The 15,472-nt window shown below is 38.5% G+C and carries 17 protein-coding genes; 15 read left to right on the top strand and 2 right to left on the bottom strand.

The features are described 5' to 3' along the window. The first annotated feature begins 78 nt into the window (after positions 1-78). Together AA980_RS22375 and AA980_RS22370 are read left to right on the top strand one after the other, a co-directional pair. Positions 79-711 carry a TetR/AcrR family transcriptional regulator gene (locus tag AA980_RS22375; protein ID WP_024027569.1) on the top strand — a complete coding sequence of 211 codons (633 nt, stop codon included), beginning with the start codon at positions 79-81 and terminating at the stop codon, positions 709-711. 70 nt (positions 712-781) lie between these two features. Then, entirely contained in the window at positions 782-3,022 is a 2,241-nt protein-coding gene (locus AA980_RS22370) for an MMPL family transporter (RefSeq protein ID WP_024027570.1), read from the top strand. Between the two features lie 54 nt (positions 3,023-3,076). Here the strand turns inward: AA980_RS22370 and AA980_RS22365 are convergent, their stop codons facing one another. Beyond that, positions 3,077-3,442, bottom strand: a complete 366-nt coding sequence (locus AA980_RS22365) for a carboxymuconolactone decarboxylase family protein (protein WP_024027571.1) — start codon at positions 3,440-3,442, stop codon at positions 3,077-3,079. Positions 3,443-3,604: 162 nt separating this feature from the next. On the opposite strand from AA980_RS22365, the gene AA980_RS22360 reads away from it, so the two are divergent. From AA980_RS22360 to uvsE (AA980_RS22340), 5 genes are all read left to right on the top strand, one after another. Then, positions 3,605-3,898: a DUF378 domain-containing protein gene (locus tag AA980_RS22360; protein ID WP_024027572.1), complete on the top strand. Its 294-nt coding sequence runs from the start codon at positions 3,605-3,607 to the stop codon at positions 3,896-3,898. 211 nt (positions 3,899-4,109) lie between these two features. Further along, a complete protein-coding gene (locus AA980_RS22355; RefSeq protein ID WP_024027573.1) occupies positions 4,110-4,622 on the top strand; it encodes a DUF3231 family protein in 513 nt (170 codons plus the stop codon). A gap of 189 nt (positions 4,623-4,811) precedes the next feature. Continuing rightward, on the top strand, positions 4,812-5,852 hold the full coding sequence (locus AA980_RS22350; RefSeq protein WP_024027574.1) for a DUF3231 family protein: 1,041 nt from the start codon (positions 4,812-4,814) through the stop codon (positions 5,850-5,852). A gap of 84 nt (positions 5,853-5,936) precedes the next feature. Then, positions 5,937-6,881, top strand: a complete 945-nt coding sequence (uvsE, locus tag AA980_RS22345) for a UV DNA damage repair endonuclease UvsE (RefSeq protein WP_024027575.1) — start codon at positions 5,937-5,939, stop codon at positions 6,879-6,881. 29 nt (positions 6,882-6,910) lie between these two features. Continuing rightward, positions 6,911-7,876 carry a UV DNA damage repair endonuclease UvsE gene (uvsE, locus tag AA980_RS22340; RefSeq protein ID WP_024027576.1) on the top strand — a complete coding sequence of 322 codons (966 nt, stop codon included), beginning with the start codon at positions 6,911-6,913 and terminating at the stop codon, positions 7,874-7,876. Positions 7,877-7,931: 55 nt separating this feature from the next. On the opposite strand, the gene AA980_RS22335 is transcribed toward uvsE (AA980_RS22340), so the two are convergent. Continuing rightward, positions 7,932-8,360 carry a YugN family protein gene (locus AA980_RS22335; RefSeq protein ID WP_024027577.1) on the bottom strand — a complete coding sequence of 143 codons (429 nt, stop codon included), beginning with the start codon at positions 8,358-8,360 and terminating at the stop codon, positions 7,932-7,934. Between the two features lie 168 nt (positions 8,361-8,528). Between AA980_RS22335 and AA980_RS27365 the strand changes: the two genes are divergently transcribed. From AA980_RS27365 to AA980_RS22300, 8 genes are all read left to right on the top strand, one after another. Next, the gene (locus tag AA980_RS27365) at positions 8,529-8,699 is read left to right on the top strand and encodes a hypothetical protein (RefSeq protein ID WP_156351171.1); all 171 of its coding nucleotides are present in this window, start codon (positions 8,529-8,531) and stop codon (positions 8,697-8,699) included. Between the two features lie 57 nt (positions 8,700-8,756). After that, positions 8,757-9,002 carry a transcriptional regulator SplA domain-containing protein gene (locus tag AA980_RS22330; protein ID WP_024027578.1) on the top strand — a complete coding sequence of 82 codons (246 nt, stop codon included), beginning with the start codon at positions 8,757-8,759 and terminating at the stop codon, positions 9,000-9,002. A 15-nt stretch (positions 9,003-9,017) separates the two neighbouring features. After that, positions 9,018-10,046: a spore photoproduct lyase gene (gene splB, locus AA980_RS22325; protein ID WP_024027579.1), complete on the top strand. Its 1,029-nt coding sequence runs from the start codon at positions 9,018-9,020 to the stop codon at positions 10,044-10,046. A gap of 298 nt (positions 10,047-10,344) precedes the next feature. Further along, positions 10,345-11,076: a TerC family protein gene (locus AA980_RS22320; protein ID WP_024027580.1), complete on the top strand. Its 732-nt coding sequence runs from the start codon at positions 10,345-10,347 to the stop codon at positions 11,074-11,076. Between the two features lie 119 nt (positions 11,077-11,195). Beyond that, on the top strand, positions 11,196-12,065 hold the full coding sequence (locus tag AA980_RS22315) for a proline iminopeptidase-family hydrolase (RefSeq protein WP_024027581.1): 870 nt from the start codon (positions 11,196-11,198) through the stop codon (positions 12,063-12,065). Positions 12,066-12,153: 88 nt separating this feature from the next. After that, positions 12,154-12,363 (top strand): hypothetical protein, encoded by a 210-nt coding sequence (locus tag AA980_RS25945; RefSeq protein WP_024027582.1) that lies wholly within the window; start codon positions 12,154-12,156, stop codon positions 12,361-12,363. Positions 12,364-12,683: 320 nt separating this feature from the next. Further along, positions 12,684-13,928, top strand: coding sequence for an ATP-binding protein (locus AA980_RS22305; RefSeq protein ID WP_024027583.1), 1,245 nt, complete (start codon positions 12,684-12,686; stop codon positions 13,926-13,928). A 207-nt stretch (positions 13,929-14,135) separates the two neighbouring features. After that, positions 14,136-15,467, top strand: coding sequence for an MDR family MFS transporter (locus AA980_RS22300; protein WP_024027584.1), 1,332 nt, complete (start codon positions 14,136-14,138; stop codon positions 15,465-15,467). The last annotated feature ends 5 nt before the right edge of the window (positions 15,468-15,472 follow it).

The raw sequence follows: 15,472 nt of genomic DNA, 5'->3' as shown, positions 1-15,472 counted from the left end.
TAAATGAATTCATTTTTTTGGTACTTTATTATAAAATATAACTAATCAGTTGATAAGTAATGAAGGGATTAGCTAAAAATGGCTGCGAGACGAAGTAATCAAAATGACTATACTACGCAAGAAACAAAACAATTAATCATTCATACCTCACAAAAACTATTTATGACTTTCGGCTATCGGTCGGTAACCACTAGACAAATTGCTGAAGCGTGCGATGTCACGCAACCGGCATTGTATTATCATTTTCAAAATAAACAAATGATTTATATTGAAGTGGTACGATCGATCATGGATAGAACGAGGACAGCTCTACAAGATATTAATGAGCATTATTCTTCTTTTCGAGACCGTTTATTTCAAATATCGCTGTATATGTTCACAAATCATCCAGAGGATCTTTCCCAAATGTTTCATGATATTCAGCATGAGTTGAAAGAGGAAAATCAACAGATTATTCGAAAATGGTGGCTGGATAGTTATTTACATCCTGTTGTGGCGATGATTGAGGATGCAGTTAAATACATGGAAATCCGTGAACTGGATACCCTCGATAGCAGTGTAATGGAAATGGCTTTTTTTATACTTGATTTGATGAAATCATTCCTGCAGACCTCAATCTACAAGATCTCGAGCGAGGCAGAGAGGAAAAAAGAAGCTGAAAGAAAATCGAATTTAATTGTTACCATCATTATTGAAGGATTAAGTGGCTAATATAAGCAGCCACCTCTTTTTTGCTTATTACTTATCAACTGATAAGGAAGAAAGAGGGAGATGAAAAACCATGATCCGAAGCTGTGCCAAACGGTATGGAGCATTTGTAAGTGGAAGGAAAGGACGTTGGATCACTTTATTTATTTGGATTGTGCTGATTCTGGTGTTGAACGGATTATTGCCACAGGCGAATTCACAAAAAAATGAACGTGCTGACATTTTTGTCCAAGAAACAGATTCTTCCAAGGCTAATGAAATCATCAATCGGGAATTTAGTACAAATAAAGGGACACCGGCCTTACTAACGTGGTACAAGGCAAGTCGTTTATCAGATGATGATCTAGCTTCTATCCAAGTATTAACAAAAAAGCTTACAGATCAACCGATTAAAGGTACGATTGTTCCACCTTTTCATGACATTCCACTTCCAGTTTTAAAAAATCAAGTGTCAAAGGATGGAACAACCCTTGTTTTACCGATTGTTTTTGATAAAAACCTTGAAACTCAAGAAATATCAACTCGTCTGGGAGAGCTGAAGAAGACGGCAAAATCAATATTTCCAAAAGACCCTTTTACAGCTAGTCTGAAGGATGAGAAGAATGTAGTCGTTAGGGTAACGGGTCCAGCTGGGGTATCAGTGGATGCCACCGAATTATTTAGTCGAGGAGATCTTTCATTATTAATCGGGACCGTGACGATTGTCCTTCTCTTTTTACTGATTATTTATCGCTCGCCGATTTTGGCGCTTATTCCACTTGTCGGCGTTGGAATGGCATATATGCTGATTAGTCCTATTCTTGGATGGTTAGGCAGAGAGGGAATCATTGAATTTGATGCGCAAGCGATTTCGATTATGACTGTTCTGTTATTTGGTGCCGGGACGGATTATTGCTTATTTATTATTGCGCAATTTCGTAAAAATTTACGGGAGGAGGAAGATAAATTTACTGCTATTCGACGCGCGTTCTCACTCTCCTCAGGTGCTATCTTTATGAGCGGGCTAACCGTTGTTGTCTCCTTGCTGGTATTATTAGTTGCAAATTATGGGTCTGTTCATCGATTTGCGATTCCCTTTAGTTTAGCCATCTTAATCATGATGGCTGCAAGTTTGTCACTAATACCAGCACTCTTAAGCATTCTAGGCAGATCGTCCTTTTATCCATTTGTTCCTCGGACCGACGAGATGGCTGTAAAATTGGCTGTAAAAAAAGGGAAAGAAGTAAAAACGCGAAAAAACAAAGCAAATTTAGGTGTATATGTTGGAAAACTTGTCAGCTTTAAACCATGGAGAGTTATGCTTACAACCCTTGTAATATTAGGCATATTTGCTCTGTTTTCGACAAAGATTGAAACAACGTATGACACACTCTCATCCTTCCCACAAGATATGCCGTCACGTGAAGGATTCGATATTTTGTCAAAGAAATTTAATCCAGGTGAATTGGCCCCCGTAAGTGTCATTGTAAAGAGGAATGGTTCGGAAGGGAATTTGAAAGAGAAATTAGAGAACTTACCTTTTGTTGCTGAGGTTACCGACGCGGTGAAAGGGGAGAAGGATTCTACCTTCATCAAATATGAAATTGGTTTGAAAATGAATCCGTATTCGAATGAGGCAATGGCCCATATACCGGAGCTTAAAAAAGAAGTACAATCCTACATCAAGCAATCCGGTGGTGATGAACGCAATGTATGGATTGGAGGAATGACGGCCGAACAATATGATACAAGTCAAACAACGAAAGTGGATTCAAGCCTAGTGATCCCTCTTGTTATTGGCCTGATAGCCATTTTACTTTTACTCTATTTGCGTTCAATCACAGCTACTGTTTATTTAATTGGGACCGTTCTTTTGTCTTATTTTAGTGCCCTAGGCTTAGGATGGATCATTTTGCACTATGGTTTTGGCGTCGAAGCCATTCAAGGATTTATTCCCCTCTATGCGTTTGTTTTTATTGTTGCTCTCGGTGAAGATTATAATATTTTCATGATTTCGAGCATATGGAGAAAAAGTAAGGAAATGCCGCTGAAAAGAGCAATTAAAGAAGGGGTTTCGGAAACTGGCGGTGTTATTACCTCTGCTGGGATTATCTTGGCTGCAACGTTTACTGTTTTAACCACGTTACCGATACAAATTCTTGTCCATTTTGGAACAATAACGGCAATTGGCATCCTATTGGATACATTTATCGTTAGACCGTTTTTAGTTCCTGCTCTGACCTCTATATTCGGGCAAGGTGCGTTTTGGCCATCCAAGAAAAGAATGGAAGCGGTACGGGTTTTTAACGACAAAGAAGTAACTCGGAATGGATAAAAGATGTGCAAGGGCAGTTGTCATTCAGACCAACTGCCCTCTTTTTCGCCTTTTTTATTGCTTCAACTGATTTAATTCTTCGATACATTCCTGGACAAGAGTTACCGCCTGACTCATTGTTGCTCCTCCGCCAAATGCTGCTGTTACCCCAACTGCTTCGTAAATTTCTTGTTCGGAGCAACCCTGATCAAGACAGCCTTTTACATGATAAATGATACAGTACTCATCCTGTGAGTGAAGGGCGATTCCAAGTGCAATCAGTTGTTTTTCTTTTTGAGATAGAACACCCTCTTTAAAACATTCCTCTGTAAAAGCATTATATTGTCTTGCGAGGTTCGGCATCTTTTGCGTGAATAATCCCAGACCCGCTTTATAGTGATGGAGCGCAGTCTCTGAAGAATTTCTCGATACAGTATCCATATTCATTCCAACTCCATTCTAGTTTGATTACATCAAACATTAGTATTTGCCAAAAAGTGCAATCGGTACTCGTATTCAAATTGAACATCCTTTAAATAAATTTCATTTTGGTGCATTAAATCATATTTAAAGCAGAAGATAAAAAAAGGAGGTGTTGAATCCATGAGAACAATCCACAGAATTACCTTAGTTCTAGTTATTATAGGTGCAATCAATTGGGGGTTAATTGGTTTATTTAGATTCGATTTAGTTGCAGCTATATTTGGGGGTCAAGGGGCCTTCTTATCAAGGGTAATCTATACTCTTGTTGGACTAAGTGGATTAATTTGTATTAGCATGCTTTTTGCTCCAATGCGGAAGGAAGAGCATGAAGTAAATCGCCAAGGCACCGGAAATTTAAATTATGCTACTGAATTTGGTGAGGAAACCGATTTATCCAAATTAAAAAAGGATTAAAAAAAACACTTAGGATGACATAGTCATCCTAAGTGTTTTTTTTTTGATGTTTTGGCTTTCCAACTTCTTTTTACAACTAATACCCAACGATTAAAATTAGTAAAAAAAAGTATGTAATGATTAACGGTTGTGTAGGTAAAACTACAATTGTGCTCAAAGAAAGGTGGCACTGTTAATGAATAAATTTACCTATACACTAAGGAGGGCAACAATGGGAATATTAAGCGGAAATCCTAAGGAAGAGCCTTTACACTACGGTGAAGTCTTTGATCTTTGGGCCTCATTATTAGCAGGCAATGGCATGATTGCAGGTTATCAAACAATGATCAACCATGCAGGAGACGATGACTTAAAAAAGTTATTAGCAGAAGCCTTAGAATTATGCCAGCAGGAAAAGAAACAAGTGGAAGAACTATTAAAGGAGAATGGAGTCGGTTTACCGCCAGCCGCGCCAGAGCCGCCGCAAGCATGTTTGGAGGATATCCCAGTGGGGGCTAGAATTCCTGACCCCGCTATTGCTGCAACACTTTCGGCAGACATCGCTGCTACATTGGTGGCATTTAGCCAAGTGATGGGTAAATCGATCAGGGAAGATGTTGGGATGATGTATGGCCAATTTCATTTGCAAAAAGCGGCACTTGGATTAAAGGTCCTTCGATTAATTAAGGAAAAGGGCTGGCTGATTCCTCCTCCATTGCATCTTAACAAACATGGTGATTGCTAGAAAATTATTGAGATTAAAATCACCAAAAATACACGGATTCATGTTATGTTAACGATTCCGTCTCTATCGCAAACTTAATACATGTAAAGATGACTATCAAAATGTGACTAAATTGATAGTCATCTTTACGTATATAGGAAAATTTTAATGGTAAACCTAAGGGAAAATGCGAAGATAAGGGGAAAATTGATGGATATTATAAACCCAATGGATATATTAAAACCAATTAATTTAAGTATGAAGGAATTTGATGAAAATCAACCTTTAACAACTGTTGAAATGGGGAAACTTTGGGTTACATATGTTGGAAACAGTATGTCTGGACATATTATCAGTTATTTTCTTCAACATTGCGAGGATGAATCTATTCGGACACTTTTGGAAAATGGTTTAGCTGCATCTAAGGACTTTATGCAGAGGATAGAAGGATTTTTTAAGAAAGGTAATTTTCCTATTCCTGTAGGATTTTCTGAAGATGATATAAATCTTGGTGCCCCGCGTTTATATGAAGATGCATTTTATGTGCATTATTTAAAATATGCTGCTAAGGCAGGGCTAAGCATTTACGCAGTAGCGGTTCCATTAGCAATGAGAGAGGAAATAAGGGAGTTTTTTGTTTATTGCAATCAATGCACGAGCATCCTTTTAGGGCAGATAAACAATGTTCTATTTGAAAAAAAATTAATTGCAAAGCCTCCTATTATTCCAATACCTGATGGAGTTGATTTTATTAAAGATCAAAGTTACTTAAATGGTTTTGTTGGCGATGTCAGGCCTTTACATGCATTAGAAATTACCCATCTATATGATAACATTGAGAATAACGCAACAAGTAAGGCATTATTACTGGGATTTTACCAGACAGTTAAAGATGAAAAAATAAAGGCTTTGTTTAAACGCGGTTTGAATATGACAGATAAATCAGTGAAGCAATACATGGAAAAACTTCAAATTGAACACTTGCAAACCCCATCGTTTATAGACCATTTAGTTACAACATCTACCTATTCTCCTTTTTCGGATAAAATTATGTTATTTCATAAAGTGGACATGTTCTCCATGAAGATTAGGTCATTTGGGAACTCCCTTGCTGTAAATGGAAGAAGAGATTTAGGAATGTTATATGTAAAAACTCTGATAAACATTGGCTTATTTGTCGATGACGGAGCGAATATCTTGATTGAAAAAGGGTGGATGCAATCACCGCCTAAAGCATTTGACAGAGTTTAATTATCATCCAATCGTCTATACTAATGTGTTTAACTTTCTCCTATTTACACTTATAAAATTGAATAATATATAAGGGGAACAATGATGAAGATTCGTTTTGGATACGTGGCGACTGCATTAGGTTTATGGGATGCAAGCCCTTCAAAAACTTTAACTTTTACCCGGTATGCAGCTCTTCCTAAAAATGAACGTATGGAAAAACTCAAATTGGTAACGGCACAAAATTTACATCATACAAAAAGAATATTGCATTATAATATTGCCCACGAAATCAAGTTATACCGTTTTTCAAGCTCATTAGTCCCCTTAGCAACCCATCCGGAAGTGATGTGGGACTTCATTTCTCCTTTCAAAGCGGATTGGGAAGAGCTTGGACAATTGATCCAACAATTTCAGCTTCGTCCGAGTTTTCATCCTAATCAATTTACCCTTTTTACGAGTCCGCGCACAGAAGTGACCATAAATGCTGTGAAGGATATGGATTTCCATTATAAGATGCTCGAGGCAATGAAGGCACTGAAAAGAGGGATTATCAATATTCATATTGGCGGAGCTTATGGTGATAAAGAGACGTCACTAAACCGATTCCATCAAAATTTAAGGAAATTACCAAACGAAATAAAAAAACAGATGACACTTGAAAATGATGATAAGACTTATGATGTTGAAGAAACCTTGGTTACTTGTGAAAAAGAAAAGATACCGATGATACTTGATTATCACCACTTTATGGCGAATAAGGGGGGAGTTGACCTTTCGCTTTTTTTACACCGGATCTTTAATACATGGAATACGATTCCAAAGGTTCATATTTCCTCGCCAAAATCAGATCAAGCCTATCGTTCACATGCAGATTTTGTCTCATTAGATTTTATACTCCCTTTTTTGAAAATGGCAAAAGCACTTAATCAAGACTTTGATATCATGATCGAAGCGAAGCAGAAGAACCTTGCGATGTTGCAGCTTATCGAAGAAATCACCTCGATTCGCGGAGTCAGACGTCTATCTGGCGGTGAGGTGGAATGGTAAATCAAAAGCCAGGGGAATGAGGTTAAACAATGACCATCGTACGTTTAGGATATGTAGCCATGAGCATGGAATTAAAAAACGCTTCACCCTCGCAAACGATGACTTATGCGCAATTCCAGAAAATCGATGACCGTGAAGCAGCGATACGGAAATTAGAACGGATCTCACTATCGAATTTACAACATACACTTCGAATTTTAAAGCATAATGCTGCGTCGGAAATTCATTTTTATCGGTTAACTTCTCGTCTTATCCCACTAGCGAACCATGGAGAACTGCGTGATTGGAATTATTTAAAGCCCTTGCAAAAGCAGTTGAGAGAAGTTGGCGATTTTGCCAAAGAACACAACATAAGAATAGATTTCCATCCAGATCACTTTGTTCTCATCAATTCGATGAAGAAAGATATTTTAAAAAACTCGATTCAAACGTTAAAGATGCACTATTTATTATTAAAGGGGATGGGGATTGATCCAACTCACCGGTGTGTGATGCATGTGGGAGGCAATTATAAAGAAACAGAAGCATCACTTGAACGGTTTATCGATAATTGGATGGTTGTGCCGAGGTCGATTCAAAAAATGATCATGCTTGAAAATGACGATACTTCCTTCACTTTAGAGGATACGCTTTACTTATGTGAGAAACTGGATATTCCGCTTGTATTCGATTATCATCATCACCTTGCCCATCATCGGAATGCTGAATGGGAAGTTCTTTGGGACCGTATCATTCAGACATGGAGGCATTCCTCACTACCAGTAAAAATGCATATTTCCAGTCCAAAAAATCAAAAAGCCTTCCGTCATCATGCGGATTTTGTGGACACGGATCTATTTTTTCAGTTTCTAAAAGAAATTAAGGGCAGTATTCCGCAGATTGACTGTATGATTGAGGCAAAAAGAAAAGATGAAGCCCTGTTTCAGTTAATGGAAGAGATTAAAACGCGGGATGACGTAGAAATCATTGATGGCTCTTCGTTTCATTTAAAATGAGATGAAGAGCCATCGATAGTTTATTCTTGAACGTGAATTCCTCCGAAGAATGTCATTAAGAAACTAATAATCCGTTGATCGAACTATAAACTTGTTGGATTGCCTCTTTACCGGCTTTCTCCCATCTGCTTTTATCATAAATATATCCGTCTTTATCCAATGGCGATTGAAATTGTTCAAGTCCTGTGGTGGCAGTTACGAAGGAGTTTTCATCATGATCTAATCCAATATTTACGACATGCTTGATGACAAAAGGTGTTCCAAACTCAATTAACGCATTGGTATGATCTAAAGCACCATCTAAAACATAGATAGGAACTCTTAGATAAATAGACTCTCCGCCATCACGATATAACAATGCATCAAATTTCCCTTGGTCATAATCAAAATTACTGCAAAAACTACATCCCATTGAATGAAAGATATCGCGAACTGCCCCAAAATATGCCCTTTTGCCCTCAATTTCCGTTTGCAACTTAATCATTTTCAATTCACTCCTGTATTCAAAAGATCTGTTACTATTCTTTACTAGTTTTTTTAAAAAATACCTATCTCCAAAAAGGTTTTGGAAAATGTTATTTTCTCTCTTTTTATAAGGCTTTGAATAAGTTAAGGGATGTAACAAATCCTAATGAACAAAGGAGGTGTTATCTTGTCAAATCAGCAAAGTGCTAACCGTAATACTCAAAAAGGGCAATTCGGCAATCAACCCGGTTCTGGTTCAAAGTATCATGAAGAACATGCAGGCAAGGTTACTGGCTATGGTCAACCGGATCAGAGCGCAGAGGGGTTGACGAATCGATCGGACAATTCTACTTCATAATCGAATATTATATGCCCGATAGTGATGATTTTTTAGAAAAAATAGGAAGGTGAAGGTATGGAAATAAGTCAAGAGTATGCCTCCTATAATCCAGGAGACGTTGTATACGTCTTTTACCGAAATCCTCATATACAAAATGTTGCAAATATACAGGAAGCGGCCGTTGTGAAAAATCCGGAGAATCCTAATGAATTGGCCATCTTTCTGTATGAAACTTATTATCCCTTAACAAACGAAATGGCTGTCTACCAAAGTGAAGCTGATGCTATGCAGGCGTTTGAACAGTATTTTGGATATGAATAGAATGGGGATCGACGTATGAATAAACCATTTACTCCGCAGCTTGTTTTCTTTGAACCAAAGGCATTGGAATATCCTCTCGGTCAGGAGCTGAAAGAAAAGTTCGAGAAAATGGATGTGGAAATTCGCTACACCACTTCACATAATCAAGTCAGAAATCTTCCTGGTGATACTGATTTTCAACGGTACCGAATTGCAAAGTCAACACTCGTAGTTGGCATCAGAAAAACACTTAAATTTGATACATCGAAACCTTCTGCGGAATATGCGATTCCTTTTGCGACCGGTTGTATGGGACATTGCCATTATTGTTATTTGCAAACAACAATGGGATCGAAGCCTTATATTCGTACCTACGTCAATGTGGATGAGATTTTGGAAGCGGCCGATCAGTATATGGAGGAACGTGCCCCTGAAATTACACGGTTTGAAGCATCATGTACTTCTGACATTGTTGGCCTCGATCATCTAACGCATACGTTAAAGCGGGCGATCGAACACTTTGGTAAAACGGATCTTGGCAGGCTGCGTTTTGTGACAAAATTTCATTATGTTGATCATTTACTGGATGCGAAACATAATGGAAAAACAAGATTTCGCTTTAGTGTCAATGCCGATTATGTGATTAAAAATTTTGAGCCAGGCACCTCTCCTCTAGCGAAACGAATTGAAGCAGCTGGTAAAGTAGCTAGAGCCGGCTATCCATTAGGGTTTATCGTGGCACCCATATACCTGCATGAAGGCTGGGAGGATGGCTACTATCATATGTTTGAACGTCTCGATGCCGAGTTGCCGCTGGAAGCAAGGAAGGATATTACCTTTGAGTTCATTCAACACAGGTTCACCAAACCTGCAAAGAGAGTGATTGAAAAAAATTACCCGATGACGAAATTAGAATTGGATGAGTCTTCCAGGAGATATAAATGGGGGAAATATGGTATCGGCAAATATATTTATCAAAAAGAGGAAGAAGAGGAGATAAAAAGTAAGCTATATTCCTATATGGAAAAGTTCTTCCCGCATGCAAAACTAGAATACTTTACTTGAAAATTAAACCGGTCAACTTGTTGAAACACACGCTATTTCATTCGAAAATCGTGTGTTTTTCATTTCTTATAATTGTCCTTATAAAGCGATAATCAAGTCCAAAATTGGTTTTTGGTTCATATATTTAAACATCTTACATACATATAAAGTAGAGTGTCCTAACAATGTGCCCTCTCTGTGTATTATCGGTACAAGCTGTAGATTCACATTGGAAAATAAAAAGCAGTTCATTAACCTTTTAATCTCGATTCCTTGGTTTAAAAGGGAAGGTCAATAAACGGAAAGGGGAAACATGCCGGTGGAACTCCTACATGAGATAATAAATAGTTATAGTACATTTTTTTCATTGGAAACCTTTGAGAAGGTAGTGTCGGATCCCGCTAGCTGGGGAATAATTGGTACCCTTATTATTCTTGAGGGCTTATTATCTGCTGATAATGCCCTCGTCCTAGCGGTGATGGTCAAGCATCTGCCAACTGAACAACGGAAGAAGGCCCTGTTTTATGGAATTTTTGGCGCCTATTTCTTCCGGGTTGTCGCGATTGGATTAGGGGTTTCCTTAATCAACATTCCGTGGATTAAAATTGTTTGCGGGCATTATCTATTATGGATTGTCTTCCAAAACTTTTTTCAAAAAAAGGAAGTCGAAGATGGAGTTCAAAATAAAAAGATGGGCTTCTGGAGAACCGTTTTAACTGTGGAGCTGATGGATGTTGCTTTTAGTTTTGACAGTGTGATAGCAGCTTTTGGTGTTTCAAATCAAGTTTGGGTGTTGTTTTTAGGAGGGGTGCTGGGGATCTTAATGATGCGCGGGGTAGCTCAGTTATTCCTGGTATTAATTGAAAAAGTTCCTGAATTTGAAACCACCGCGTTTATTCTTATTGCGATAATAGGAGTAAAAATGATCATTGCAGCATTTGGATTCTATATGAATGAAGTCATATTCTTTAGTATTTTAATCGCGGTATTCTTGGGTACATTCGTCGTTCATTTATTTAAGAATCATTCAGGAAATGAACCAACTATATAAAATCTTTTTTGAGGGGAAGGACAAATCGGACTTTCCTTTTTTAATGTTAAAAAATATAACAGTGTTGCTGCACAGTATGGTAAAATTGGGTATTATGGATTTAAAAGGGGGAAACATTTGTGCTGCAAGAGGGCTTAATTGAAGTAACCGGAGGCAAGGTCGCGTATCAACTTTTTAATGAACAAGCAGCTGGAACACCTGTGATTATTTTACACGGCGGGCCAGGTTCGTCTTGCTATTCGCTGCAAGGGTTAAAAGCGCTAGCGGAAGATCGCCCGGTTATTTTCTATGATCAATTGGGATGTGGAAAATCGGACAGGCCTACTGACACGTCGCTATGGCGGCTTGATCGATTTGTGGAAGAATTAGCACAGGTTAGAAATGCATTGAATCTTGATGAAGTACATATTATAGGGCATTCGTGGGGAACAACACTTGCAGCTGCGTACTGTTTAACGAAACCATGCGGTGTGAAAAGTGTTATTTTCTCTAGTCCATGCCTAAGCGCTCCATTATGGGAACAAGACCAAAAACGCAATCTAAAGAAGCTGCCAATCGAAATTCAAGAAACAATCAAACATTGTGAAGAAAATGGTACAACCGATTCCGAGGAATTTAAAGCGGCAATCGAGGTTTTTAACAATCATTTCGTTTGCAGGATCCCAAGGCCGGAACATTTATCACAAGGGTCACACTATCGTAACCCTGAAATTTATAATATTATGTGGGGACCGTCTGAATTCACAGTGCTGGGCAATCTGAAAGAATTCGATTGTACTTCGCGGTTAAAGGAAATCAACTGCCCAACGCTATTCACATGCGGGCGTTTTGATGAGGCAACTCCGGAAACTACCCAGTATTACAGCAGTTTAACACCTGATTCGAAATTCCATGTGTTTGAAAATAGCGCCCATTTACAGTATATCGAGGAACCGGAAGCGTTTTTACAGGTGATAGGCAGCTTTTTAAAACCAATCGATACCTTGTAATTTCTGAACAAAAAGATAATCCACCTTTGAGGTGGATTATTTCAGAAATTTTGACGTCCATCCGCTAATTAGCAGCAAGGGTGATACATTGGAAAACAGCATGGGTTGTAAGCTGGCGGGCAGCACGGGTTATACATCGGCGGTGGACAACACGGATTCATCGGCGGCGGACAACATGGATTCATCGGCGGCAGACAGCACGGATCATACATTGGATAACAACAAGGTTCTTGAACCGGATAACAACTTGGCTGCTGATAAACTTGTGGTGCGATATAAGGGATATTTGGGACATTAGCTGGGAAAACAGGTTGGTTTGGCATTATATTTGGACTCACAAACGGCATGTTGGGCATGTTATTTGCAATCGGTTGGTTTGATACAGTATTAGGACTTACATAGTGCTTTTTTTCCATTATTGATCTCTCCTCATCCATTTTTCATACAAGATAGTCTATGTGTCTATATGCAGGAGTGTATAGACATATCCCCAAACAAACATCTCCATTACCTCTGTTCTTTTTTTCATAAAATTTCATTTTTAAAAAAATGTGAAGGAAAGGAGTAGGATTTTGTCGAATAAATATAAGTAAATATGCCTATTAAGAGGACAAAGAAATGAATAAATTCGGACAAGCTTTTCTCGTGTTAATTTCCATTTTATTTACCAGCTATCAGCACTTTATCCATAATAATCCATTTTTTACGCTAGATTTTGTTATTTTTACCGTAATTGCTTGGTTTGTTGGCTGGCAATATGATAAGGCACGATTCTATGAAAAAAATGCACGTGCCAGTGAGGACAGCTATAAGCAATTGATCGATTCATTGCCTGAACCCGTTTATGTAACATGCGAGCATCGGCTGCTTTTTGCTAATCATGCGGCAGTTTCCATGATTGGTGCGACAAATAAAGAGGAGGTAATCGGTAAATTTATTACTGATTTCATTGTTCCTGAGTATGAGAACCGTTTGATGGAACGATTTAAGCAGATTAAGAAAGCGAAACAGCCGGTAAACACCATTGAATACAAAGCAAAGCGTTTGGATGGGACGGTGTTTTTCTTCGAGGTTTCTTCGTTGTCCATTGTTTTTGGCGGAAAAGCGGCAATCCTATCGATTGGAAAAGATGTTACTGAAAGGAAAGAACAAACGAGCCAACTGTTGCAAAAGTCTGAAAAGCTTGCCTTGCTCGGTCAAATGGCAGCCGGCATTGCTCATGAAATAAGGAATCCACTTACTTCGATAAAAGGATTTATTCAGTTGTTCAAATCCGACCATCTTCAAGATGAATACTATGATATTGTGTTATCTGAGCTTGATCGAATCAACGAAATTGTAGGTGAATTCCTGGTTCTCGCCAAACCGTCGGCAGCTGTTTTAGTAGAAAAAGATGTAAAGGTATTAATCAAAGATGTGGTAACATTATTTAATAGTCAATCTATTTTGAGGAATGTTCAGATTTTTGTCGAATATGAAAGTGATTTGCCAATGATAAGCTGCGAAGAAAATCAGTTAAAGCAGGTTTTTCTCAATCTGCTTAAGAATGCTGTGGAAGCCATGCCGGTCGGTGGAAATATTGAGGTCAAAGTATTGGCAAAAGGTGATGGTCATGTTGCTATACAGATTGTTGATCAAGGTGTTGGGATACCGGAGGATCGGATTCCAACACTTGGAGAGCCTTTTTATACCACTAAGGAAAAAGGAACCGGTCTTGGCCTGATGACTTGCTTTAAAATTATCGAAAGTCATCACGGTAAGCTTACCATTCAAAGTAAGGAAAAAGTGGGAACCACCGTAGAAATCATTTTACCTACGATTACCCAACAGTTATTGATAAAGGAAATGAGTTATCAGCATTAAACTTTATCGAAAAATTTTTAGACTCAGAGTAATTAATATAAAATGCTGGCGAAATAAGGCTTGAGGGCAAATCCTCAAGCTTTTTAAATTAGAAACTTGTCTCTAAAAAATAGGTAGGTTAATAAGTTGCCTTTTGTTATAATAGTAGAAGTGAAATAAATAAATGTAAAAAAGAGGAAATATTTTTCGAAGTATTTGGAGGCATTTATGGGAAAAAATAGATTTGTATTTTGGGCTTTAGTAATTACAACCCTTATTTCGGCTTTGGATGCAAATATTATGCAAACGGCAAGTCCGACGATTGTCAAACAGCTTGGCGGCATGGAGCTGTTTGCCTGGATATTTGTTGTTTATATGTTAGCAAGTACGGTTACGGTCCCGCTTTACGGGAAATTATCGGATATGTACGGGAGAAAAAGACTACTAATTATCGCCGTGGGAATCTTTACAATCGGATCGGTTCTTTGTGGAATGGCGAATTCGATGGTTATGCTCGTAGTTTATCGTGGTGTACAAGGTCTAGGGGCTGGCGGTATGATTCCGCTTTCGATGATCATCGTCGGGGACTTGTTTACGATTGAAAAGCGGGGTAGGATTCAAGCGGTCTTCAGTACCATTTGGGCACTCTCTTCGATTGTCGGTCCTGTTTTAGGCTCGTTTTTCGTCGAAGCTTTGACTTGGAGATGGATTTTCTTTATCAACATTCCAATCGGCATTGCCACTGTGCTATGCTTACTTCCTTATAAGGAACAAATTGAAGTTAAAAAGACCCATATCGACTTTAAAGGTTTCTTCCTATTCGGCGCATCGATTACGCTGTTATTGTTAGCGACAAATATGAGTAAACCGCTCTGGTACGCAATTATTGGAGTTATTGGTTTGATTATATTTGTCTTAGTGGAACGAAAAGAAGCGCATCCCTTTCTACCAGTTGCTCTATTTAAAAACAAAGGGTTATTTTCGACCAACTTGTTCATGCTCGTGTACTGCCTATCCTTTTTCGGGACATCGAACTTTATTCCATTGTTTCTGCAGGAAGGCGCACATATGAGTATTTATAAGAGCGGCCTGATCCTGTTAAGTATTGCGGTAGGCTGGATGTTTGGCAGCACTCCTGCTGGGAATTGGATTGTCCGTTTTGGCTATAAACCTTTATTTATTGTCGGAAGTTTTATTACTGCCATATCGGGATTCGCACTATTTTTATTCATTAAAGATTTATCTTATACGAATTTGTTTATTATCCTGATGGTGCAGGGAGTTTCGTTTGGTTTATTGTTTGCGGTAGGAACGATTGCTTCTCAAGAATTTGCCGATTCTTCAATCAAAGGAGTGTCGACGTCACTGCAAATGTTCTTAAGAAATATCGGGACATCCATCGGCGTTACGGTGATGGGGCTGTTCATTAACCATGCAGCAAACATAATCGTTGGAATGCAGAACGTGTTTCTCTATGCCTTTTGCTTAAGTTTAATTACTGTCGTTTTGAGCTTCCTCATCCCATCAAAAACGGGGGCATTGAGTGAGAATCAATCGTAATCCAC

It is taken from the genome of Neobacillus vireti, assembly GCF_001026695.1.
Taxonomy (GTDB): domain Bacteria; phylum Bacillota; class Bacilli; order Bacillales; family Cytobacillaceae; genus Neobacillus; species Neobacillus vireti.
The sequence above is the reverse complement of the archived record's forward strand: the minus strand, read 5'-3'. Positions and strand labels throughout refer to the sequence as shown.